Raw genomic sequence first — 23067 nt, forward strand, 5'->3', positions numbered from 1 at the left:
AAGTTCGCGACGTCAGCCTGACAGGCAAAGGGGTGGGAGGGGCCCTGCCTCGGACAGGTCAGGTTGTTTGTCGACATGGGGCCACCGCCACCGCCACCGCCCTCGACAGCTGCTACGACTCGACCACCCCGCAGCACCAGGATCCCGCCGCCTGGCCCGCGCCGGGACGCCAGCAGACGACGTGGGCGTCGGCCATCAGCATCATCCACGGTGACGCCTTCCGGGTGAGAGCCCAGGGCAGCGTCCAGATCGACGCGTGGGGCACCACCAAGAGCATCGCTGGCGAGCTACCGACCGCTCCGACCACCGGCGGATGGCCGGCACCCGGTGCCCCCCCGGTACGCGCTCATAGCCCGGGTCACCACGGGCTCCATGTGGGTGAAGAAGACCAGCCGGATCTACGGACCCAGTTCCTGGTTCCCGGTCGGCACCGACAGCGACTGCATGCTGTTCTCTAGCAACGGCGACCCGGCGCCGCACCTGGTCTTCACCTTCAACGACAACAACCTGGGCGACAACGGCGGCGGCGCGGGAGTCGTCGTACGGCAGTGGTTCTGAGCAGGCGGGGTCCTGACCGGGTGCGATCGACGGAGGGATACGCTATGTCCGAAGAGGACGGTGAGCGGGAGCCCACCCGATTCGAGTGCTTCTGGATACCGTTGGAGGCCGCGCACGTCTTGCAAACCGGCCAGGGTGCTCTCGTGGGCCGGCTGTTCGATTGATCGGCAGTTCAACAGTGGGATGCAGGGTGGGAGCGTGCGGGGGGACGAGCTGCGGGAGCTGGTCCAGCGGAGCCCGTGGCTGATCCGGGCGCTGGGCGCCGTGCGGGACTCCGGCTTGCCGGACGCCTGGATCGGTGCGGGCGCCATCCGCGACATGTCTGGGGTGAGCGGTACGGCGACGGCTTCGCTCCGTTGTCAGTGCGTGACGTCGACGTACGTCTTCCTCGACCCGACGGACCTCAGCCGGGAAACGACCACCGGGCCACGCGGCGTCTGGTGGCGGTCTGGCCGGATCCGCCGTGGGAGGCGAAGAACCAGGCGGCCGTGCACACCTGGTATCCCGCGAAGCTCGGCGGCGATCCGAGGGGCGCGTTGCGTACCTCGCTTGCGTCCTGTACGGTGCCGAAACTCTGTTTCAGGCTTGTGAGCTGCGAATTTGCGAGTAGCTCAAGCTGCCCGGTGATACTCGTTGATCACGCCGCCCAGGACGCGGCGCCGCCGGATTGGCTTGTCGATCGCGACGACCACACCGGGGTCGTAGTCGGGTGGATGCTGATCCAGGCTCTGGTGCGGCCGGTGCCGGTCGAAGTGGTCCTCATAGTCGCGTAACACGGTACGGGCGTGCTGTTCGTTGTAGATCAATACCCGGTCGGTGCACCCGGCCCGGACACTGCGCACGAAGCGTTCCGCGAACGCGTTCGCCCGGGGCGTGCGCGGCGGAGTCTTCACGACGTCGATGCCTTCGGCGGCGAACACCGTGTCGAACGACGCGGTGAACTTGGCGTCGCGGTCGCGGATCAGGAACCGGAACAGTGTCATACGGTCACCGAGGTCCAGCACCAGGTTGCGGGCCTGCTGGGTAGTCCAGGCGGCGGTCGGGTGGGCGGTGACGCCGAAGATGTGCACCCGTCGGGTCGTGATCTCCATGACGAACAGCACATACAACCGCCGCAGCGTGACGGTGTCGATGTGGAAGTAGTCGGTCGCCAGCAGGCCGGACGCCTGCGCGCGCAGGAACGTCCTCCAATTGGTGTCGATCTCGCGTGGGGCAGGACCGCGCTTCGAGCTGGCGAGGATGCGACGGATGGTGCCAGCGCCGACCCGATGGCCGAGCCCGACGAGTTCGCCTTGGATGCGCCGGTGCCCCCAGCCGGGATTATCCCTGGCCAGGCGCAGGATCAGGTCCCGGAGGTCGTCGCTGATCGGTGGTCGTCCGGGCCGGTTCGGGTAGGTCCAGTGCCGGCGGAGCAGCCGGCGGTGCCAGGCCAGCAGGGTGGCCGGGGTAACGATCCGATGCCTCCAGAGTTCCCGCGGCAGTGCCCGGACCAGCGCGGACAACACCGCCCGCTCCGGCCACGACAGGCGTGGCCGACCGACCTGACGGCGTAGCACCGCCACCTCATGGCGCAGCACCAGCAACTCTGCGACCAGCGCGGACTCGCTGCACGTGGCCAGCGGTAACCAGCCGAACATCCGCACCGCACTCAGGTACAGCAGCCGAACCAACACGCCTGCCATCCTGCGTCATTGTCGCGAAACAGCAGCTCACACCCTGTGCGACGAGTTTTGGCACGGTACAGGGTCCCCGAACACCGGCGCCTGATGCGCCAGCAGGCCGATGTCGGACATGCTGGTCGCGCCGAGCGCGATCGACACCGCCAGGGATGTCAGCACGGTGCCCCGATCCCACCACCCGGGGCCCTCACCGCGGGTGGCGAGGGTCTGCTTGGCGCGGGTGATCCGCTGGCCGACGGTGGCCTCCGAGGTGAGGAAGGCGCGGGCGATCTCCTCGGTGGTGAGGCCGCCGAGCAGCCGCAGGGTGAGGGCGGCCCGGGCGATCGGGGAGAGGACCGGGTGGCAGGCGACGAAGATCAGCCGCAGCAGGTCGTCCTCGATGTGTTCCTCGAACGCGGCGTCGAAGTCGGGGATGAACTCGTCGGCGCCGAGGTCACGGCCCAGTTCGGCGACCTTGCGGTCCTGGGTCTGCCGGCGGCGCAGCGCGTCGATGGCCCGGCGCTTGCCGACGGTCATCAGCCACGCGCCGGGGTTGACCGGTACGCCGTCGCGCGGCCACGTTTCCAGCGCGGCGACCAGGGCGTCCTGGGCCAGTTCCTCGGCCTGCCCGACATCGCGGACCAGCGCGGCGAGGCCGGCGATCACCCGGCCGGACTCCATCCGCCAGACCGCTTCGACGGTGCGGCGTACCTCGGGCTCCCCCATGGCCACTCATCAGAGCAGCCCGGTCCGACGTTCTCAAGGAAGTAAAGAATTCTTGACATCGCGTCTGCTCTCCTTGACACTGATGATGTCAAAGATTCTTTACCCGGGGAGGTTCGGTGGCCTTCGAAGAGAAGCGCGCATGGATCATGGCGCTGGTGTCGGTCGCCGCCTATGGCGCGTACGTGCTGGTGGTCCTCGGCCGCGCGGACGGCGACCCGCTCGCGGACGTCCCCTACGCGGGCCCGCTGCTGACCACGGTGGCCGCGGCGATCGTGGTGTCGATCGTCCTGAACATCGTCGTCTCGATCGTCTCGCCCGAGGGCGCCAACGAGAAGGACCAGCGGGACCGGGAGATCCACCGACTCGGCGACCACATCGGCCAGTCCTTCGTGATCGTCGGCGGCGTCGCCGCCCTGGCGATGGCCCTCGCGGACTGGGACCAGTTCTGGATCGCCAACGTCATCTACCTGTGCTTCACGCTGTCGGCGGTGGTCGGCTCGGTCGCGAAGATCGTCGCCTACCGGCGGGGATTCCAGTCGTGGTGAAGCCGACCCGGATCACCAACGCCATCCGGGCGCTGCGCTTCGCCCACGACGAGATGACCCAGGCCGAACTGGCCCGCCGGGTCGGCGTCACCCGACAGACCGTCATCGCCATCGAGCAGGGCCGCTACTCGCCCTCGCTGGAGATGGCCTTCCAGATCGCCGCCGTCTTCGGCGTACCCCTCACCGACGTGTTCCAGTACCCGCAGGAGGAATCGTGAAAGCCATCGTCCAGGACCGATACGGGCCGGCCGACCTGCTCCGCCTCGCCGACGTCGACATGCCCACCGCCGGCGACGGCCAGGTGCTCGTGCAGGTCCGCGCCGCCGGCGTCGACCCCGGCGTCTGGCACCTGATGACCGGCCTGCCCTACGCGGTACGCCTCGGCTACGGGCTGCTCCGCCCCCGCAACCGGGTCCCCGGCCTGGACCTGGCCGGCGTGGTCAGCGCCGTCGGGCCCGGCGTCACCGGGTTCACTCCCGGCGACGCGGTCTACGGCACCGGCGCCGGCAGCTTCGCCGGGTACGCCCTCGCTCCCGCCGACCGGCTCGCCCCGAAACCCGCCAACCTCACCTACGCCGAGGCCGCGGCCGTCCCCGTCTCCGGGCAGACCGCCCTCACCGCCGTCCGCGACGCCGCCCGGGTGCGCCCCGGCCAGCGGGTCCTCGTCATCGGCGCCGGTGGCGGCGTCGGCTCATACGCCGTCCAGCTCGCCCGCGCGGCCGGCGCGCACGTCACCGGCGTCTGCGGGCCCGGCAAGCTCGACCTGGTCCGCTCCCTCGGCGCGGACGACGTCGTCGACTACACCCGCGCCGACCTCCCCGACCAGCGGTACGACGTCGTCGTCGACACCGCCGGCAACCGGCCGCTGTCCCGGCTGCGCCGGGTGCTCACGCCGAAGGGGACGCTCGTCCTGGTCGGCGGGGAGGCGAGCGACGGGAAGTGGTTGCAGGGCTTCGACCGGCAGCTGCGGGCGTTGGCGCTGTCACCCCTCGTCGGTCAGCGGCTGGTGCCGCTGGTGGCCAAGGAGAGCACGGCGAATCTGGTGGCGTTGACGGAGTTCATCGAGGCCGGGCAGGTCCGGCCGGTGGTCGACCGGACCTTCTCGCTGGCCGAAGTGCCCGACGCCATTCGGCACGTCGAGGGCGGGCACGCGACCGGCAAGGTGGTCGTCACCATCTGACCAAGGATCTGTGAGTGTCACTGCGGCGGTTCTGGGTGGACTGCCATCAGGATCGGTGGCGGCGCATCGGGTGACGCCGGTGACGAGCCTTTGTCTACGTATGCGCTGTCTACGCCGCCGCGCCATGCCAGACCGGTGCCGTCGTGGCGGCGTGGGCGTGGCCGATCCAGCCCTCCACCACCTCAGCGTCCTGGCTCACCGCGGCCACGATCTTCGCGCTCGGTGCGGTGGGATACGTGCACGGCGGGTCCCGCGACTCGAGTGGCCACCGCTTTCGTTCGAGAGGTGCGCCGTGACCCGCAACAGAGTCGGCGTGAGCGGCCATAGTGTGGTGTGACGCATCAGGTACGACCGTCGGACGAGGAACTGTGGGGCTCGATCGCCGCCGGTGACGAGTTGGCGTTCGGTCGGCTCTTCGACCGGTACTCCCGCCCGGTCTACAACCACGCGTTCCGGTTGACCGGGGGTCGTGGTCGACGGCCGAGGACGTCACCCAGGCGGCGTTCCTCGTCGCGTGGCGTCGCCGTCACGACGCCCGGCTGGTAGATGGCTCGGCGTTGCCGTGGTTGCTGGTCGTCGCCACGAACGCGGTCCGCTCGGAGTGGCGGTCGGCGCGCCGGTGGCTGGCGCTGCTACGACGCCTGCCGGCGGAGCGGCATACCGACGGTGACCTTGCCGAGGAAGTGGCCGCGCGCTTGGACGACGAGCGGCGGATGACCGAGGTCCTCGTAGTGGTCCGCCAGCTGCCGCCGGCCGAGCGGGAAGCGGTGGCGTTGTGCCTGTGGTCCGGCGTGTCGTACCCGGACGCGGCATCCGTGTTGGGAATCAGCGAGGTGGCGGTGCGGTCCCGGGTCAGTCGTGCCCGCAGCCGCCTGGCGCGCCTGATGCCCGAAGAGATCCAGGAGGGGAAACGGTGAACAACATCCTTGACCTGCCCGCGGAGCGGGACCTGCCGCCGGGACCGGCGCGCGCGATGCGCGCACAGATCCTTGGCGCTGTGGGCCCTCGCCCGACTCGTACGCCACGGCTGCGAGTGGCCATCGCCGCGGTCGTGCTGCTGACGGTTACGTCAGGCGTGGCGGCAGTGGTGTGGGACCGGCCGGACGGCTCGAACGTGCAGGTGCTGGCTATGGGGCCGGGAGAGCTGTCGCCGACGCTGCGTACCGCGGTTGAGCAATGCCTCCAGTGGAACTCCCCGGAGGGGCTGCTCCGGCCATCCGAGGGCGAGCAACAGGTCCCGGTTTCCCTGGCCGATCTTGCCGTGGCGACCGAGCGCGGCAACCGCGCGCTGGTGCTGTTCATGACCGACATCGGCTACGCCACCTGCGACATTCAGTCAGATGGGACCCAAGAGCCGTCCGGCGGGGGCGCCACCGAGCCGTGGCCACACGGCGAGTGGCTACCTGGGCCGGTGCAGCGACTTCTGTTGACGTCCACCGACTCTGACGGTGGGGATGTCAGTGTCAGTGGCCGGGTCAGCGGGCGCGTCGACCGGCTCGTGCTCGACCACGGTGACGGGCGCAGCACAGCGGCCCGGATCTCCGGCGGGGCGTTCGGCCTGACCACGAGTGGCGCCCGGCTCAGGATCGATGATGATCCTGAGTTGGTCAGCTATGACGCCCGGGGGGCGGAGATCGACAGGCGTCCGCTGTTCCAAGCCGAGGATCAACTTGAGCACTGTTACGCGAGCCCGGACGGGAAACGGATGTACGGCAAGCCGACCAGCGGCTGCCTCCCTGTCGAGAAATGGAAGCGGTAGCCATCGCTGAGGATCCCGTGGCTGAACGTGACCGTCCGTCGGGCTCGGACGCCTGGCGACCCAGGCTGAGGCGGTTCGGCTGGGATTTCTGGAGGCTGAGAGCGGAATTCTCAGCTTTCGGCGACTTCGCCGGTCGACGCTGCCGCCTTCGCCGGTCGAAGCCGGCCCACCCGGGCTGCTCCGGCGATCAGGCTGAGGATGCCGATCAGCGCGAGCGCGATGACGCTGGCCGCCAGCGGGTTGGCGATCTGGTTGGCCAGCGGATACATGTAGTCGGCAGCGAACAGCACGGTGGCGCTGCCCGGGTCCGGGAGCATGCTCAGCACGTTGTCCAGGGTGTTCACCCCGCAGGCGATGAGGGTCGGTAGGCCGAGCAGCAGGATCAGCCGCCGTGCCGGCCGTGGGGTTCGGGCGATCCGGTGAGTCATCCAGGTCATTCCCTGCCACACCACGATCAGCCCGATGACGAACCCAGTGATCGCGCCGGCGAGCACGCCGCTGGGCTCGATCGGGTAGGCGCCGACCGTGACGCCGGTCTGGTTGTCGTATCCGGAGACGCGCAACAGCACCCCGTCTCGGGAGGCCCAGAAGACTCCGTGCGCGCTGTTCACGGCGGCCTGGCTATTGGCGTCGCCCTGGTTGAGGGTGCCGGTGCGCCAGCCCGCGTTCGTCAGGTGCTGGTGGGCGTCGGCCAGGACGGTCGGTGTGTCGGTGACCTGCTCGTAGTACCGGCTCTGGCCCATCGGTGCTGGCCGCCCGCCGTCCCAGCCCTCTATCGCGAAATCCTGGAACTCGCCGTACGCCCGGTAGGCGTAGGCCATGTCGAGGAGGTTGCCGCCCGGGAGTTCGTAGGCGGACGAGGCCGGGCGGCCGACCAGCTCGTCGCTGAAGGCGGCGAGGTCGGGTTCTTCGGGGTTGGCGAGCGCCCAGACGGCCAGGGCGCCGGCTCCGCTAAGCACCACGGCCGCCCAGATCGCTACGAGGCCGGTCGCGAGCCGGCCGATCCAGGTGGGCGGCACGAACCGGTACCGGAGACCGTTCACCAACAGGTGGGCCGCCTCGCCGCGCGACGGCCGGACCTGCCCCGGCTCGGCCGCGTCGAGCAGGGTGGTGAGGATTTCCGGTCCGCGTTCGCGCCGGTAGAAGCCGGGGTACGCCCAGAGCAGTCGGCGGTAGGAGCGCTCCAGGTCAGGCATGCTGAACACCCCCGATGAAGCCGAACGCCTCGCGCAGCCGGGAGGTGGCCACCTGGGCGTTCGACTGGAGCCGCGCCACTGCGGCTTCGAGCGCCGCCCGGCCGTCGTCGGACAGCACGTAGTAGCGGCGCAGCCGGCCACCCACGGCCTCTTCCCGGTCGACGGCGATCAGGCCCTCCGTGCTGAGTCGGTCCAGCGCCGCGTACAGCGTCCCGGCCTTGAGCTTGACCCGCCCGTCGGACAACTGCTCGACGGCCTGGATGATCCCGTAGCCGTGCAGCGGGGTGGCGCGCACCAGCGCAGTCAGGATGAAGAACGTCGGTTCCTGCATCGCCATGGTCAGCACTATAGACCGTCACTATATACAGCTTACTTGTATATCGACGAGTGCCGGCGTGTCGGCCCCTCGCGTGCATCACGCGCGGCTTCGGCAGATGGGTGGTGCGACACGGCAGAGTTGGTGGCGCAACCGGGTTGGGCGTTAGGTCTCACTCGCGGGTCAGCCCTGGTGGCAGCGCGTCTTCGTCGGGTCGGACCTGGCGGGCGTTGGCCAGGGGATCGCGTCGGAGGGTGTGGATCAGTTGTTCCGGGCCGCCGAGGCAGGTCCAGGTGTCGTCCCAGAGTGCGGAGACCAGCCATGATCGGTCGGCGGGAAAGAACAGGTCGGGTAGTGATCCGCGATGGTGGCGTATGTGACCACCGGTCCGCCAGGTGAGGGCCTGCTCGGGTCCGGCCTCGACCAGCACGTACGGCCAGTTCCAGTAGAGCGGCACCCTGGGGGCGTGGGGGAAGACGACGTCGTGGGCGCCGGTATCGAGGTAGGCCAGCCACCAGGGCTGGTCGGAGGTGTGCGTGCTGAGGTCTTCGATCAGGGCGTGCTCGTAGGCGGCAGCGGTGCCGTCGTCGGCCTGGTACGTGGTGGCGTAGGCGTCGAATATCGGCGGGACGGCGGTGGTGATCGAGACGCCGGCGGTGGTGTGACCGGCGATCCATTCCACGTTGTCGGCGGTGCCGATGCGCCAGTCCCGGCCGTCCTTGTTGACCTGCACACCGCTATTCAAGCCGCTGCGGTGATGGCTGGCGTGAGAATCAGGCTGGTCGCGGGGCGGCCGGCGGCCTCCGTCATGATCAGTCACACCGTGCTCTTTCCCCGCTCGATGGAGGGGCTGATGCTCTCCGGGCCTCGCACATCGGGTCCGAGATGCCCGTCGGCGGGTGCGGCAGACTGGCGCTGCCGCGCCTGTAGGGCGGGGAGTGGGGATGGCTGAAGTGTGTTCCGCCGTGCCTGTGGCTGACCTTCGAGGTGCCATCCACTCCCGCCCTTGTGGGTGGGCTGGTTGAACGGGCACGGCGCCTGGAGCCGTAGACCCTGATGCCCGGGAAGCGGTGGGTATGGCTGCGTGTGTTTTGCCGAGGTCGCTTGGCTGACGGTAGGAGATGCCACCCGCCGCTTCGTCGTCTGCCAGATTCGGTAGACCGCTGATGGAGACCCGCGACCTGCGTTCGCATCGCTAGAAGGTGCCGGCAAACCCGAACCCACAGACGAGGGGCCCAACGAGAGAATCGATCAACGAAGGGAAGGCGAGACGGTGGCGAAGCTGTGGATCGGTGTGGACATCGGCAAAGGCCACCATCACGTGGCCGCAGTCGACGGTGAGGGCCGGCTGGTCTACTCCCGCCGGGTCGCCAACGACGAGACGGCCCTCCTGACGGTCATGGCCGAGGTGTCGACGCACGGCCGCCCGGTCTGCTGGGCCGTGGACGTCACCACCGGCCTGTCCGCGCTGCTACTGACCCTGCTGTGGCGGCGGAAGGTCCAGGTCCGCTACGTCTCCGGCACGGTCGCGTTCCACATGGCCGCCGCGTTCGCGGGGGAGAACAAGACCGATGCCCGCGACGCGCTGGTGATCGCCCAGACCATCCGCATGCGCCCCGACATCCCGATCCTGGAACCTTCCGACCGGCTCCTCGCCGAACTGACCGTGCTGACGGGCTACCGCGCCGACCTCGTCGGCCAGCGCGTCGCGACCCTGTTCCGGTTGCAGGAGCTGCTCACCGGGATCAGTCCCGCCCTCGAGCGGGCTGTGGACCTGAACCGGAAGGGCACGATGATGGTCCTCGCCTGCTGGCAGACCCCGGCCGCGATCCGGCACGCCGGCGTCGACCGGATCACCGCCCTGCTCCGCCGCGGCCACGTCAAGAACGCCGTCCAGGTCGCCGAGGCGATGGTCGCCGCCGCACGGCAGCAGACCGTGAACCTGCCCGGGCAGCGTGCTGCCGCCGTGGTGGTCGGGCAGATGGCCACCGAGATCGTCGCCATCGAGCAGCGCATCGCCGCCGTCGACGACCTCATCGCCGAGCAGCTCGACCAGCACCCCCTGGCGCCGATCATCGGGAGTCTGCCTGGCATGGGCGCCCTGCTCACCGCCGAGCTGCTCGTTCACACCGCCGGCATGACCGAGTACGACAGCCCCGCGAAACTCGCCGCCCACGCGGGCTTGGCGCCCATTTCCCGCGACTCCGGAACTGTTTCCGGAAACCATCGCCAGCCACGCCGATACCACCGCAGGCTGCGACACATCTTGTGGATGGCCGCCTTCACCGCCGCCAGGGAATGCCCCATCTCCCGCGCCTACTACGAGAAGAAACGTGCCGAGGGCAAAAATCACCGGCAAGCCATCCTGGCCCTCGCCCGACGACGCGTCGACGTCCTCTGGGCCCTTGTCCGCGACCACAAAACCTTCACCCGACCGGTAACGGCGGTCCGGGCCGCAGCCTGAACCAAAGCGCTACTCCGCCGACGCGACCTCGCTCTCGCCGGCCGCTCCACCCTGTCCACCAAGATCAACCTGAGTCACATGGAGACTCCTAACTCGACGCTCCGCCGGTGTCCACAGGCCGATGACCTGCGGCTTCCTGCATTCCGCCTACGCGTGCCGATCGCTTCGCGGGCTCGCTGCGATCGCTTGCCGAAGATCAGCTGGAACGTTGTGGGTCCTGCGTGTACAGGCTTACGCTGCCGCGAGTCGGGAGCCGAGTCATCCTCTCTCGTCGTCGAGCAGTTCGCGGCGCCATTCGGCGAATCGGTTACGGAGTTTGTCCAGCGCTCGGCCGGTGACGCCGTACTGGGCGAAGTCGTCGGGATCGAGCTGGGTGGCTTGTCCGAGAGCGTCGGTGAAGATGCGCGGGTCGAAGCCACGGTCGGCGCGCTGCGCGAGGGCGAGAACGGCGTCGCGGGTGTAGCGACCGGATCGGAGGGTGGCGTCGATGTCGATGAAGTCCCGGGCGAACGCTCGCCCGTAGAGGGCGCTCATCTTGTTCGCGACCGCGTCGTCGGGGTGGAGTACCGGTCCGATCGCCATGAGGATCGGTTCGTTGGCGCGCCAGTCCACGCCGAGTTCGACCTTGGAAACCCGGATACCGTCGGTGACGGCCAGCCGGGCGAAGGTGTCGTACTGGCGCTCGGTCTCGACGGTCAGGCCGTCGTCTCAGTAGGCGTGCACGACGGCGGTGACCGCGGCGGTGAACTCGTTGCGGCGGTCCCAGGCGGTGAACAGGTCGACGTCCTCACTGGGCCGCTCGACAAGCCCGGCGGCTTGCACTGCGTAACCGCCGGCCAGCGCGAAGCCGTATCGTTCGGCCGCTCCGAGCCCGGTACGGGCGAGGCGTTCGTGGAAGGGGTCCACTGCTATGCCGCGTTGTTGCGGGTTGCGGCGAGTTCGGGAAAGGCTTCTTCCCAGCGCTGGCGGAGCTGGGGTGGCAGCCAGAGGGTGGGCCAGAGCCGCCGAAGGAGGTCGGCGTTGAGCCAGGTGTGCAGATCCTCGACCGTGCTGGCTTCGGTGAGTACCACCTTGTACATGCTGGCCAGGCGTGCGGCCCGGTTCAGGTCGTACTCGGCGTGCCCGGACCAGTCGAGATGACGCGGAAGCATCACCGTGCCTTCGGCCGGGCCGTGCAGCGCGGTAAGGGTTTCGGCCACGACGTAGGGCTTCCGGTCACCGTAGGGCCGGTAGTCCGTCGGCGGCTGGGGTGATGTCCTGCGCCGGCTGATGTTGGTCGCCCGTCGGACTTCCGGTCGTAGTGCCTGACGGATCGTCTCCCGGCTGTACCCGGTGACCCGCTGCAGATCCACCGGCCGCCAGCCGGCCGCGTGAAACGCCCGCAGCTGCTCGTCCCGCTCGGTCAACGCAGCCGCGCGCGTCGCCTCGTACTTGGAGACAACCGCATGCAGCTCATCCTCGGAGAACTGGCTCATGCTCGTCAGCCTACTACGCTAGGCCAAGCAGGCTTGGCTTTTCGTCATACTCTGTGAACGGCGGGACCAGCCAAGGTGATCGCGATCGGATGCACTCATGTTCTGGTGAAGCCGAGGGCCCGGTATCCGGGCATGCGGCGTGGGAGTGAGGCGGCGAGGATGGGGGTGGCCGAGTCGTGGTAGTCGTGGACCTCGGCGAGGTCCTTGCCGGGCGCGGCGCGGATGACGCGGCCGGCGCATTGGACGAGTAGGCCGTCGTAGGAGATCGGGCCGGCGAGGAACAGTGTGTCGAGGGCGGGGGCATCGAAGCCTTCACCGATGAACGGTGTGGTGCCGATGACAAGCAGCCCCTCACCGGCCTTCGCGCCGTCGAGCCGGTCAACGATGGTCCGCCGTTCGGTGGTGCTCATCGCGCCTTGGAGCACGAGCGCCTGATGTCCGCGTGCGGCGAGCAGAGCGGTGAGGGCCTCGACCTGGGCGACCCGTCGGGTCAGAACGAGACAGTTGCGACCGCGGGCCAGGGCTACGGCGACATCATCGGCGATCTGGGTGTTGCGGGGCTCGTCGAGGGCCAGTCGCCGGTGCACCTCGGCGAGCGCGCCGGGCGCGTCCAGGTCGACGTCGCCGGGCTGGAATGTGGTCTCGTGGATGAACAGCGCTCGACGGGGTCCGGCGTCGGTGTGCATCGCTGCCGCTAGGGTGCCGTGTTCCTCGTCGGTCAGGGTGTGGCGGACGGGTCCGAGTTGCCAGGTGACGAGTTGGCCGAGACCGTCGCGTCGGGTGGGTGTGGCGGTGAGGCCGAGCCAGAACTGCGCGGCGATTCGCTTGACCGAGTGCTCGTACGCGGCGGCGCCGAGGTGGTGGCATTCGTCGACGATGACGTGCCCGTACCCCTGGGTCAGGGTGGCGACGTCGTCGCGCCGCGCCAGGGAGGGCAGCAGCGCGATGTCCACCGTGCCGGTGAGCTTGCGTCGGCCGCCGCCGAGTTGACCGGGCTTGATGCCGAGGAACTTCTCGACGCGGGTACGCCACTGGTCGGCGAGGGCTTTGCGGTCGACGAGGACGAGGGCGGAGGTGTTGCGTTCGGCGATCACGGCGCAGGCCATGACGGTCTTGCCGGAGCCCGGTGGGGCGACCAGAATCCCGTCGTCGTGGGCGAGAAGCGCGCCGACCGCGTTGGCCTGCTTGCCGGTGAGTTCGGCGGTGAACGCGGCGTCGATCTCGGTCCCGGAGTTTCGTGCGTCCGTGACGACCAGCCGCGACCCGGCGCGCTCGACGATCGTGGCGATGGTGTGCCGCAGGCCCCGCGGGAGGACCAGGCGACCATCGAGGGTGAGGTCGTAGCCCTGGATGAAGCGTGGGGTGTCCCAGGTGGACTTGCGTAGCCGCTGTAGCTCGTAGAACTTCGGGTTGACCATGGCGGCGGCGTGTTTGAACGTCGCCAGCGCGGCGGGGGTCAGCTGGGTGGCGTCGATGCTCAGCCCGGCACCGGCCTCCGCATGGACCACCGGAGGCAGCGGAGGATGGACCTGGGTCGCGGCGGACCGGCTCATCGTGGCGACGTCGGCACCGGTTACGGCTTGCTTGGCCTGCCGGGCGATCCGTTCGGCGTCGCCGGGGCTGAGCCGGTCCAGCGTCGACAGGAACGCCCACTGGTCCGCGTACGGCTCGAGCGTGCCGAGGTCGAGGAAGGTGGTCAGTCCGTCCTTGCGGCGGCGGCCCTGTAGCGGTGCGGCGATGAGGTTGCCGAAGCCACCCTCGGGCAGCACGTCCTGGTTGGGGATCAGCCGATCGTACGACCGCAGATCCATCGACCCGCGCAGCACCATCGCCTCACGGAGAAGAGCGGTACCGACGGCCCGCCCGGTGGCCGCGGGAACAGCGCCGGTGAAGAAGACCCACACGTGGGCGCCGCGGCCCGACTGGGAGATCTCCAACGCGGCGGGCACCGCGCTGGCCCGTGCCGCCTTCACGTAGGCGAGGGCGTCGAGCATCGCCGTCGGCCCGTCGAAGTCGGCCACGACGAAGTGGCAGGTGTTGCCGGGCATCAGCGGGTACAGGCCCATGAACACGTCGCCGACGAGATGCGCCGCGACGACCTCCGTCGTGCGGGGCAGGTAGGTGGCACCGCGCCGGTCCATACCCTTACGCCAACCTCCGGCGACCGCGGGCATCCACCCGGCAGCGCCGGTACGGGCGTTGTCCCACCGCACGGCGTACACGTCGGCCCGGGCCCGGAACCGGTCGGCGAACAACGTCAGCTTGTCCTGTGCCGGCGAAGCCATGGTGACCAGCCCCGGCGGCTCAACCGGCGCGGACAACTGCTCCGGCGCCGCAGTCGTGTCCTGACCGCGCAGCTCCAGCAGACGCGCCAGCCGGGCGTTCTCCGCCCGTAACCGCTCCACCTCCCGCCGAAGATCGACGAACTCGGCCACCGAACCCATGCCGACCATCCTCGCGCATCGGGCTCCGAACACCCCGACACCGGTCCGCTATCCTCCGCCGATGGCATCGAAGGGGACCGCCGCGCTGCAGGCGATGATCGAGGACGCCACCGTCGACGCGTACGGCGACGACGAACAGCTCACCGTCCTGTTCACCATGATCGAGGAACACCTGGCGGTACCGTTCCCCACCACCGTCCTCGGCGTCGAGGTGACCGTGCGGAAGATCGACCTGACCGCGGACACCATCGTCGCGATCTGCACCCGAGGCCACCACCGGCAGAGGATCGACCTACTCGACCTGCCGATCCCCACCCCGCCGCCGGACGGCGCCGCGTGGATCGACGCCTACCGGCACTGGGCCGGAAGGTAGGCCACGGTGAGCGAGTACCAGTACTACGAGTTCACCGCCGTCGACCGACCCCTCACCGGCCGGGAGCGGGCCGAACTGCGGTCGTTGTCCACCCGGGCCGACATCACCGCCACCAGCTTCGTGAACACCTACGAGTGGGGCAACTTCAAGGGCGACCCGCGCACGCTGATGGAACGATACTTCGACGCGCACCTGTACCTGGCCAACTGGGGAACCCACCAGCTCATGCTGCGGCTACCGAAACACCTGCTCGACCCCGCCACTGTCGCCCGGTACTGCCAGGGTGACAGCGCGTCCGCCTGGACCGCCGGCAAGCACGTCATCATCGACCTGCATGACGAGGACGAGGACGGCACCGACGAGTGGGACCTCGACGGCCACGGTCTGCTCACCTCCATCATCCCGGTCCGGGCCGGCCTCGCCGCCGGCGACCTGCGCCTGCTCTACCTGGCCTGGCTCCGCTGCGTACAGTCCGAGGACATCGCCGACGACGAGCCCGAGCCGCCCGTCCCCGCCGGGCTGGACACCCTCGACGCGCCCCTCACCGCCGTAGCCGAGTTCCTGCGCATCGACCCTGACCTGATCGCGGCTGCGGCGGCCGGGTCGTCGCCGGCCGCCTCCGGTGAACCGACCGCTGCGCAACTACGCACCTGGGTCGTCGGGCTGCCCGCCCCGGACAAGGACGCCATCCTGGCCGACCTGATCACCGGCGGCGACAGCCACCTGCGCAGCCGACTGCTGCGCCGGTACCGCGAGGCACACCGTGCCGATACCCCCACCCCGGCAGCCGCCCGCACCGCCGGGCAACTGCTCACCACCGCCGTGGAGTTGCGCGCCGAACGGGAACGCCACGACGCCGAGCAGCGCGAACGCGACCGGGTTCGCCGGGAACGGTCCGCCACAGCAGCCCGGCAACGGCACCTCGACACCCTCGCGAGTGACCAACCCGCCGCATGGCAGCGGGTCGACGAACTCATCGCCACGAAAAAACCCCGGGAGTACGACGCCGCCGTTCAACTCCTCGTCGACCTGCGCGACCTCGGTGAACGCGACGGGGACGTCGCATCGTTCCGATACCGGCTGGCCGATCTACGGGCAGTGCACGCCCGCAAGCCCAGCCTGCTCGAACGCCTCAACCTCGCAGGCCTCGACACCTGACGCTCGGTTCGCCGCCCGATATCAGCCGCCGTATATCACCGCCAAGCAGTACCCGGATCAGGGGTTGAGGTCGGCCCACTGCTCCTGCGTCAGCAGGCCCTCATGCTCCAGCCGGTGGGCGATCTTGGTCTTCGTGGCCGCATCCAGCGTCTCGGGCAGATCCTCGAAACCTGGCGCCAGTACACCCCCTACGGCAACCCACGTGGAGCCACCGTCACCGCCCCGGACAACCGCGGCTTCCTCAACCAGCCACTCAACACCAACACAGGCCTGACCCAGGTCGGCGCACGCAACTACGACCCCACCACCGGCCGCTTCGTCTCACTCGACCCCCTGCAGGACCTGGCAGATCCACAACAGTGGAACGGCTACGCCTACGCCAACAACTCGCCAGTCACCTCCAGCGACCCGAGCGGACTGATCCCGGCGGACTGCGCCGAATTCGACTGCTACGGCTACAGCCCCACCACCGGCTGTCCTGGAGGCTGCGGCACCCCCGAGAACGAAGCATGGGGTAAGAGCAGCGGCAGCACCGGAAGCGCGCCCACCAAGCGAAACGACGTCCGGATCCTCGCTCGCACCATCCGCGTACCCGACACCGTACCGCTGGAAGAATTCACCCGCCGGTGGAACGAACAGCGCGGCGAATGGTTCGGACGAGAGTTCTTCTCCAACGCTGAGTTGCAGGCCAACGACGAACGTGCCCTCGCCATGAACATCTGTCACGAGATGGGCCGCCCTGGCGGGTGCCAACAGTGGATTGAAGACCTCTACAACCCGTACCTCGACTTCCTTGCCGCGACCCTGCCCAGCGACGATCTCATTCCAGGTGGGACTGGCGCACTCGGCGCTGCGGCGAGCGCGGGACGCGGAGCTGGGCCCGCGGCCGGTGGGAAGCCCCCTGCCGCAGGCGGTTGTAAGAGCTTCAGTGGCGACACCCAGGTGCTGATGGCCGACGGCACCACCAAACGGCTGGACGAGATCGACGCCGGCGACGAAATCCTCGCTGCCGACCCGGAAAGCGGCGATCACGGGCCACGGGTTGTCGAGCACGTCTGGGTGCACCCCGACGAACTGATCGACCTCGATATAGGTGGGTCGGTTCTCACCACTACCGAGGACCACCCCTTCTGGAACCACTCCGACCGACAATGGCAACAGGCCGACCAGCTTGACCGTGGCGATCTGGTGCTAAGCCCTGATGGTCCCATCCAAGCCGTTGGTGGTGTACGCCCCGCGTCGACTCGTTCCGCACTGGCCTACAACCTGACAGTAAGCGGTATTCACACGTACTACGTGCTCGCCGGCAACACTCCGGTACTTGTGCACAACACCAATACGCCGATCGGATGCGGACCCAACGGTGAGCAATTTATGACATTCCAGCCGGCTCAAGCGGCGGCCCGGGCGCTGGCCAGCGAATTCCGCCCCGGATGCTTCGGGACTACGATGTCGGCGTCAACGCTGCACCGGGAAGCACTGCGCCGCTGTGTTCATACTGCCGAACAAACTCGGCGACATCGATCGATCATGTCCAGCCACGCAGCAGGAACGGCGATCTAACCGACGCAAACACAACCCCAGCCTGCACCGCTTGCAACAGCTCCAAGGGGGCACGGGTCGCCCCCGTTAATCCGCCAGCAAACTACACCGGCCCATGGCCGCCACCCTGGTGGCCGTCCGGAATGCGGTAGCGGGCGGTTAGAATTAGAGACGTGTGGACCTGGCGAGCTGAGCCTAAACCGCTCATGCTGGCCAGGTCCCCGCCTTTTGGTGGCGCTCAATCTCCTTAGGGGGCAAGTCCGTTGACGGCTGTAGACCATGGTGCAGATAGTGATTCCGCTGGCGGGGTACCGGAGGAAGAATTGTCATGAAATTTATTACCCATAACGCGCCCGTCCTCAGAAGTAAGAGCAACTACATATCCAGGGTGGATCTAGAGCGATTTGGATTCCCAGACCTGTTTGAGCAGGTGTGGCTCCACCAACGGGAAGAGGGGCTCTTCGAGCTCTGCTGCATCCCGTTCCGCATCTACGGTTTGGCACTTCGAGATGTGGTCCGGGCAACACCAGATGGTTCGCTTGTGGTCGAAATTGCTCAGCCCTCCGGGGCGAGGGTGCTACGAGTCCTCCTAGCCCCAGACCAAGGGCACTTGGCGACCGGGCGCCAGAGGATCGAGACTGCCGCTCGCGACGCGGGCTTGCTCTTTGAGTGGAGCGGCGACCGCCACATCGCAGTGGACGTCCCAGCCGATGCAGACGTCGATAGGTTGCTTGGGGTGGTTCTCGAGGAGGAGAAAGCTGGCGCGAACTGGGAGTGGGCTGATGTTGTGCCATTCCAATGACACCCGCGCCCTCGCGGATAGCTAGGGGTTGATCGGCATTTCTGGAGTGCGTGGCTTAGCGAGACCTCCGAGTGGCTCGGAGCCCCCGATTCGTCAGGAGTCGCACGTCCATCATCTTCTGTTGGCCCGGCCATTCCGACCAGCCCGGATCGCACGGCCCCGGCGTTGTTCGGGAGTGTCCGGTTTGATGATGGTTTGTTAGCCTCGGCCCTTCGTTAAGGGTTGTCCAAGGAGTGGGCCGGAAACGCAGAAGTGCCTTCTGATCAGGGAAAATAGGGCTTGTCGAGAGTCCTGTTAACCCGTCACGGAAGGCACTTGCTGGGTGAAGGCTACCGCAACACGTCCGAAGATCACGGTGACCGGGGACGGGCGGGGCGTGGTCGGTCACGCCGGTGCCCGGCTGATCGCCGATCTCGCTGACGCGACTGGTTTGACCAGCGCATTCAGCCAAGCGTTGGCCGGGCTACGGCAGCGGCAGCGGCAGCGCGGGCACGACCCGGGCCGGATCGCGGTCGACCTCGCCGTGATGCTCGCTGACGGGGGCGAGGCCATCGCCGATCTGGCGGTACTGCGTGACCAGGCGGCCCTGTTCGGGCCGATCGCGTCCGACCCGACCGCGTGGCGACTGTTATCGCAGCTCGACGCCACGATGCTGGCCGAGCTGCGGGCCGCCCGAGCTCATGCCCGCGAGATCGCCTGGGCCCAGCACGCCGACACCCGCGGCGACCTGCCACAACCGACAGTCGCCGGCCAACCGGTCGACGGCCTGGTCCTCGACATCGACGCGACCATCGTGATCTGCCACTCCGACAAGGAATCGGCCACCCGCACGTGGAAGAAGACCTTCGGCTTCCATCCGCTGCTGTGTTTCCTGGACAACACCGGCGAAGCCCTCGCCGGCCTGCTGCGCGAGGGCCGGGCCGGCTCGAACACCACCACCGACCACATCACCGTCCTCGACCAAGCCCTCGCCCAGATCCCCGACGCTCAGCGGCACGGCACCCCGATCCTGCTCCGCGCCGATTCGGCCGGCTCCAGTCACGGCTTCCTCGCCCACATCAGGTCCTTACGCGAACACCACCTCGACATCCGATTCAGTGTCGGTGCCGCGATCACCGAACCAGTCAGGGCTGCGATCCGGGCCGCGACCGGCTGGGTCCCCGCCGTTGATACCAGTGGTGACCTGCGTGAACATGCCGAGGTCTGCGAGATCACCGGCCTGTTCGACGCCGCAGGCTGGCCTGAAGGCACCCGGTTCCTGGTCCGCCGGGAACGCCCGCACCCCGGCGCCCAACTGAGCTTGTTCGACACCATCGAAGGCTGGCGGCACCAGGTCGTGGCCACCGACACCCCGCCCGGCACCGGGAGTATCCAGCACCTGGAGGCCCGGCATCGGGCACACGCCCGCGTCGAAGACCGCATCCGCACCGGCAAGAACACCGGCTTCGGCCGGTTCCCGTCCCGGATCTTCGCGATCAACCAGGCCTGGCTCCAACTCGCGCTGACCGGCATCGACCTGCTCGCCTGGACCCAGGCTCTGCTACTGGACGGCGATCTGGCCACCGCCGAACCGAAGAAGCTGCGCTACCGGCTGCTGCACGTCGCTGCCCGGATCACCCGCACCGCTCGGCGGACCCGGGTCGCTATCGCCGCGAACTGGCCCTGGACCGATGCCCTGACCAGCGCATTCAGCAAGCTTATGGCGTTGCCCCGGCCCACCGGCTGACCCTTACAACTCACGCCTCGACCAGCAGCACGGAGGAACCCGGCCTCGCGCCGGACTCTTGGCATACCAACAAAACGCCATCAACCACGCGAATCGAACTCATCGAATCCCGGCTATCGGCTGACGTCCAAGTGAAAGACCGAGGCTAGATGCCGTAGGTGGCGAAGACGTCGCGGCGTTCGTGTAGGTCGCGGCGGGCGTAGGCGATGTTCGCGCGTCCGGCGAGGCGGAAGGTGTTGAGTGCCAGGTTGCGGAAGCTGGCTGCGGCGCGTGGGGCCGTACCGGTTCTGAGCTGGGAGTCGTCTTCGTGGAAGGTCACGTTCCTCGTCCAATGGAGACGGTTTTCCACGGCCCAGTGGCCTCTGGCGTAGGCGTTGAGTGCTCGGGGCTGGCCTGGCCGGCGGTGACGCTGACGATGCCGTGGATGATTTCTTTGCTGGTCCGTACGCCGTCGAGACCGCCGGTGTCACGGCGTAGCCGGAAGACTTGCCGGGCGCCGGGGAACAGGGTGTCGTCGCAGGGCGCGACGCGTAGCGTGCGGCGTTCGGTGCGCCCGTGTCCGCGGTCCTGCGCGACGTCCATGCTGTCGATGAACTCGGTGTCGGTGCCGGACAGCAGGGCTTGGGCGGCCTGCAGGGCGAGGGGCTGGTTTCCCTTCAGAATCAGCGTGTAGTGGGCGTTCAGCGGCCCGGTGATCAGCCGGGCGGTCTTCTTCGTGGTGTGCAGAGCGTCCAGGGTGAGCATCATCCCGGCCACGTCCAACGGGGTCAGTAGCTCAGCGATGACCGCGTTCTCGCCGCGTTTGTGGGGGACCTGGCGTTGGCCCAGGATCGCCCCGCGGTCGTGGGTGACCGCGGCGACGAGGAACACCTGCCCGGTCGTGGTGCGGCTGCCGTGCAGCAGTTTCCCGTCGATCGCGGCGGCGGGTAGCAGCCCGGCCGGGGCCGGGTGGGTGATCGCCCGGGTCGCGGCGCGGCGTTGCTCCCGCTCCGCCGGCTCGTCCTCAGCAGCGGCGATGACCGGTAGCGGGGTGTCTCCCCGTGCGACGTCGGCGGCGTATCCGCAGGTCGCCGTGTCGAGGGCGTCGCCGTCCAAGGGGATGATCGACAACATCAGCCGCCGCGTAACGGACGAATCCACACCCACCTGGCGAGGCGCATACTAGTAGATCAAGAACAAATCGAACGCCCTCTGAGATCGTGCTCGTCCGAGGCCAGGCGGGGGTAGGCGGCAAATGTCTTGGCAGGCAGAGCAGCAGCGACCGTGGGCCTGGCGTTGTTATCGGTATGAGGGATAGGTACACCCATGGGCGCTGACCTCGAACGGGAGTTCAGCGATTTCATCGCGGCCCGCTCGCACGCACTGTTCCGGACCGCGCTCGCCCTGACCGGGCACCGTCAGCAGGCCGAGGATCTACTCCAGACGGTACTGACCAAGGGCGCCCGACACTGGGGGCGGATCCGCACCGGAAACCCCGAGGCGTACCTGCGCACCGCGCTGTACCGCCAGCAGACGAGTTGGTGGCGCAGCCTCCGGCGGGGGCGCGAGGTGAGCGCTGAACAGTTGCCGGAGGTCGCGACGACGGTCGACGCCACCGCCACCGTCGACCTCAACCTGGCGCTCAGACAGGCGTTGGCGCAGCTCGCGCCCAAGCACCGGGCGGTGCTTGTGCTGCGCTACTTCGAAGACCGGCCGGACAGCGAGATCGCGGAGATTCTGGGCTGCACCCAATCCACGGTACGCAGCCAGGCCGCGCGGGCTCTCGCCCGGCTGCGCGAACTCTGTCCCAGGCTCGACATCCTCGCCACGAAGGAGGCGGCAGACCGATGAACCCGCACCTCACCAGAGCGCTCCGGACCGCATTCGAGGAACTGGCCGAGGCCGCGCCCGCGCCGGTCGGGCTGGCCCAGGCCGCACTGGTCAGCGCCCGCCGGCAACGGGTCGCCCGGCTGGCCGTCGGCGGTGGCTTCGCCGCGGCGATCGGCGCCGCGCTGATCGGCGTGGTCGCCGTCATCGCCCCGATGAGCGGTACGGCCGGCGACCAGTTCGCCGATAACGGGCTGAGGCCACTCGTGGTGACCGCGTACAGCGGCATCCGCGATCCGAAAATCGATGATCCGAGCCCGAACTTCCAGTACTCGCTCCTACTGAACGCGAAGACCGGTCGGTACGACCGGGTGCCGTACCGGTATGCCATGCCGTCCCCGGACGGCAGCCAGGTGCTGGTCGCGACGGGTGACAACAGTTTGCGCTATCCAACCCGGGCGGGCGTACTGGACCGGGCCAGCGGGAACGTACGGTGGATCGCCGACTTCGGCAGCACCAGCGACGCCCGCTTCCCCGGCTATTCGAGCGACGGGCGCTGGTCGCCGGACGGGCAGCGCATCCTCTTCACCCACATGCCGCGCACGGGTACGCCCGGCTTCGTGCTGGTGGATTCGGAGACGCTCACGACAACGTTCGTCCCACTGCCCGACCTGGCCGCGCAGAACGACCAGGCCACCGGCCTGATCTGGACGCCAGACAGTAACGGGCTCGCGCTGACGCTCTCCAAGTCTGTCGATGAGCCCACGGTGACCGGGATCCGCATCTATGACATGGCTGGCGGAGTGATGCGTACCGTTCCCGCCAGCAACGGCCCGCTGGACGACGTCAGCTTCTTCCCGGACGGCGGGCAACTGGCGCTAGCGCCGTACTCCGACGGGGTGCGGCAGACCTCCGTCACGGTGGTCGATCCGGTCACCGGGGCGGTCCAGCACAGCTTCAAGGTGCCCCTTTCCGGCGGCCTGATCGGCTGGACGGACGACCAGCACCTGCTGATCCGCGTCTTCCACGACCCGGGCGGGATACCGGCATCGGACCAGCCCGCCCCAGTCCTCGGACCAGGTGATGACGAGTACGACCGCCTGCTCGTGGTCGACCTGACCGGTCGGGTGACCCACTCGATGCACCTACCGGCCGAGTACGCCGACCACCTCTTCATCGGCTCCTCCGCCGGCCTGCCGAGCAGCGCCGCGAAGATCACCTTCTAAGCCGTGATGGACCTCGCCATCGTTAACGAAGTCGGCCAGACCAGCTGACCGGCACTGGGGTGGGTCGGGTCACCGCGGCGCGGCCCGCCCCCGTATCGCCCATCTGCAACACG

24 protein-coding genes and 3 pseudogenes are annotated in these 23067 nt (G+C 68.5%); 16 read left to right on the top strand and 11 right to left on the bottom strand.

Annotation, left to right across the window (positions count from 1 at the left end):
- Window positions 1–112: 112 nt before the first annotated feature.
- Window positions 113–277 carry a hypothetical protein gene (locus OG811_RS13820; protein WP_406074668.1) on the bottom strand — a complete coding sequence of 55 codons (165 nt, stop codon included), beginning with the start codon at window positions 275–277 and terminating at the stop codon, window positions 113–115.
- Between the two features lie 95 nt (window positions 278–372).
- Here OG811_RS13820 and OG811_RS13825 point away from each other — a divergent pair, with 95 nt between their 5' ends.
- Entirely contained in the window at window positions 373–558 is a 186-nt protein-coding gene (locus OG811_RS13825; protein WP_406074670.1) for a hypothetical protein, read from the top strand.
- 611 nt (window positions 559–1169) lie between these two features.
- Here OG811_RS13825 and OG811_RS13830 read toward each other — a convergent pair.
- Entirely contained in the window at window positions 1170–2240 is a 1071-nt protein-coding gene (locus tag OG811_RS13830; protein WP_406074671.1) for an integrase core domain-containing protein, read from the bottom strand.
- A gap of 27 nt (window positions 2241–2267) precedes the next feature.
- Complete coding sequence (locus tag OG811_RS13835) at window positions 2268–2942, bottom strand: sigma-70 family RNA polymerase sigma factor (RefSeq protein WP_406074672.1); 675 nt, start codon at window positions 2940–2942, stop codon at window positions 2268–2270.
- Window positions 2943–3058: 116 nt separating this feature from the next.
- Here OG811_RS13835 and OG811_RS13840 point away from each other — a divergent pair, with 116 nt between their 5' ends.
- From OG811_RS13840 to OG811_RS13865, 6 genes and pseudogenes are all read left to right on the top strand, one after another.
- A complete protein-coding gene (locus tag OG811_RS13840) occupies window positions 3059–3487 on the top strand; it encodes a hypothetical protein (protein WP_405427738.1) in 429 nt (142 codons plus the stop codon).
- A gap of 53 nt (window positions 3488–3540) precedes the next feature.
- Window positions 3541–3705 (top strand): helix-turn-helix transcriptional regulator, encoded by a 165-nt coding sequence (locus OG811_RS13845; protein ID WP_405434666.1) that lies wholly within the window; start codon window positions 3541–3543, stop codon window positions 3703–3705.
- Window positions 3702–4667, top strand: coding sequence for an NAD(P)-dependent alcohol dehydrogenase (locus tag OG811_RS13850; protein WP_406074674.1), 966 nt, complete (start codon window positions 3702–3704; stop codon window positions 4665–4667). Before OG811_RS13845 ends, OG811_RS13850 begins: the two co-directional genes overlap by 4 nt.
- A gap of 333 nt (window positions 4668–5000) precedes the next feature.
- A complete protein-coding gene (locus tag OG811_RS13855) occupies window positions 5001–5213 on the top strand; it encodes an RNA polymerase sigma factor (protein WP_406074676.1) in 213 nt (70 codons plus the stop codon).
- Window positions 5192–5584 (top strand): annotated as a pseudogene (locus OG811_RS13860) (RNA polymerase sigma factor); the annotation flags it as partial. The gene OG811_RS13855 and the pseudogene OG811_RS13860, both read left to right, overlap by 22 nt.
- Before the next feature lie 116 nt (window positions 5585–5700).
- Entirely contained in the window at window positions 5701–6426 is a 726-nt protein-coding gene (locus OG811_RS13865; RefSeq protein WP_406074678.1) for a hypothetical protein, read from the top strand.
- A 110-nt stretch (window positions 6427–6536) separates the two neighbouring features.
- Here OG811_RS13865 and OG811_RS13870 read toward each other — a convergent pair whose 3' ends face one another.
- From OG811_RS13870 to OG811_RS13880, 3 genes are all read right to left on the bottom strand, one after another.
- A complete protein-coding gene (locus tag OG811_RS13870) occupies window positions 6537–7622 on the bottom strand; it encodes a hypothetical protein (protein WP_406074680.1) in 1086 nt (361 codons plus the stop codon).
- Window positions 7615–7953, bottom strand: a complete 339-nt coding sequence (locus OG811_RS13875) for a PadR family transcriptional regulator (RefSeq protein WP_406075718.1) — start codon at window positions 7951–7953, stop codon at window positions 7615–7617. Before OG811_RS13875 ends, OG811_RS13870 begins: the two co-directional genes overlap by 8 nt.
- A gap of 157 nt (window positions 7954–8110) precedes the next feature.
- Window positions 8111–8671, bottom strand: a complete 561-nt coding sequence (locus OG811_RS13880; protein ID WP_406074682.1) for a hypothetical protein — start codon at window positions 8669–8671, stop codon at window positions 8111–8113.
- Window positions 8672–9211: 540 nt separating this feature from the next.
- On the opposite strand from OG811_RS13880, the gene OG811_RS13885 reads away from it, so the two are divergent.
- Window positions 9212–10402 (top strand): IS110 family transposase, encoded by a 1191-nt coding sequence (locus OG811_RS13885; protein ID WP_406074684.1) that lies wholly within the window; start codon window positions 9212–9214, stop codon window positions 10400–10402.
- Window positions 10403–10660: 258 nt separating this feature from the next.
- Here OG811_RS13885 and OG811_RS13890 read toward each other — a convergent pair.
- The 3 genes and pseudogenes from OG811_RS13890 to OG811_RS13900 form a co-directional block, all read right to left on the bottom strand.
- A pseudogene (locus tag OG811_RS13890) lies at window positions 10661–11308 on the bottom strand (nucleotidyl transferase AbiEii/AbiGii toxin family protein).
- 2 nt (window positions 11309–11310) lie between these two features.
- Window positions 11311–11877 carry a hypothetical protein gene (locus tag OG811_RS13895; RefSeq protein ID WP_406074685.1) on the bottom strand — a complete coding sequence of 189 codons (567 nt, stop codon included), beginning with the start codon at window positions 11875–11877 and terminating at the stop codon, window positions 11311–11313.
- Between the two features lie 95 nt (window positions 11878–11972).
- Window positions 11973–14321, bottom strand: a complete 2349-nt coding sequence (locus OG811_RS13900; protein ID WP_406074687.1) for a TOTE conflict system archaeo-eukaryotic primase domain-containing protein — start codon at window positions 14319–14321, stop codon at window positions 11973–11975.
- A 61-nt stretch (window positions 14322–14382) separates the two neighbouring features.
- On the opposite strand from OG811_RS13900, the gene OG811_RS13905 reads away from it, so the two are divergent.
- From OG811_RS13905 to OG811_RS13930, 6 genes are all read left to right on the top strand, one after another.
- A complete protein-coding gene (locus OG811_RS13905) occupies window positions 14383–14694 on the top strand; it encodes a hypothetical protein (protein ID WP_406074689.1) in 312 nt (103 codons plus the stop codon).
- 6 nt (window positions 14695–14700) lie between these two features.
- A complete protein-coding gene (locus OG811_RS13910; RefSeq protein WP_406074690.1) occupies window positions 14701–15852 on the top strand; it encodes a hypothetical protein in 1152 nt (383 codons plus the stop codon).
- Window positions 15853–15954: 102 nt separating this feature from the next.
- Window positions 15955–17415: an RHS repeat-associated core domain-containing protein gene (locus tag OG811_RS13915; protein WP_406074692.1), complete on the top strand. Its 1461-nt coding sequence runs from the start codon at window positions 15955–15957 to the stop codon at window positions 17413–17415.
- Window positions 17376–17546: an HNH endonuclease gene (locus OG811_RS13920; RefSeq protein ID WP_406075719.1), complete on the top strand. Its 171-nt coding sequence runs from the start codon at window positions 17376–17378 to the stop codon at window positions 17544–17546. Before OG811_RS13915 ends, OG811_RS13920 begins: the two co-directional genes overlap by 40 nt.
- Window positions 17547–17722: 176 nt before the next feature.
- On the top strand, window positions 17723–18196 hold the full coding sequence (locus OG811_RS13925; protein ID WP_406074694.1) for a DUF4265 domain-containing protein: 474 nt from the start codon (window positions 17723–17725) through the stop codon (window positions 18194–18196).
- A gap of 322 nt (window positions 18197–18518) precedes the next feature.
- Entirely contained in the window at window positions 18519–19922 is a 1404-nt protein-coding gene (locus OG811_RS13930; protein WP_406074695.1) for an IS1380 family transposase, read from the top strand.
- 145 nt (window positions 19923–20067) lie between these two features.
- Here OG811_RS13930 and OG811_RS13935 read toward each other — a convergent pair.
- Both OG811_RS13935 and OG811_RS13940 read right to left on the bottom strand, forming a co-directional pair.
- A pseudogene (locus tag OG811_RS13935) lies at window positions 20068–20319 on the bottom strand (ISAs1 family transposase); the annotation flags it as partial.
- Window positions 20238–21035 (bottom strand): ISAs1 family transposase, encoded by a 798-nt coding sequence (locus OG811_RS13940; protein WP_406074696.1) that lies wholly within the window; start codon window positions 21033–21035, stop codon window positions 20238–20240. The gene OG811_RS13940 and the pseudogene OG811_RS13935, both read right to left, overlap by 82 nt.
- Before the next feature lie 192 nt (window positions 21036–21227).
- Here OG811_RS13940 and OG811_RS13945 point away from each other — a divergent pair, with 192 nt between their 5' ends.
- Both OG811_RS13945 and OG811_RS13950 read left to right on the top strand, forming a co-directional pair.
- Window positions 21228–21752 carry a SigE family RNA polymerase sigma factor gene (locus OG811_RS13945; RefSeq protein WP_406074698.1) on the top strand — a complete coding sequence of 175 codons (525 nt, stop codon included), beginning with the start codon at window positions 21228–21230 and terminating at the stop codon, window positions 21750–21752.
- A complete protein-coding gene (locus tag OG811_RS13950) occupies window positions 21749–22954 on the top strand; it encodes a hypothetical protein (RefSeq protein ID WP_406074700.1) in 1206 nt (401 codons plus the stop codon). Before OG811_RS13945 ends, OG811_RS13950 begins: the two co-directional genes overlap by 4 nt.
- Window positions 22955–23067 lie beyond the last annotated feature (113 nt).

The sequence above is a fragment of the Micromonospora sp. NBC_01638 genome (assembly GCF_045209745.1).
In the GTDB taxonomy this organism is placed as follows: Bacteria; Actinomycetota; Actinomycetes; order Mycobacteriales; family Micromonosporaceae; genus Micromonospora.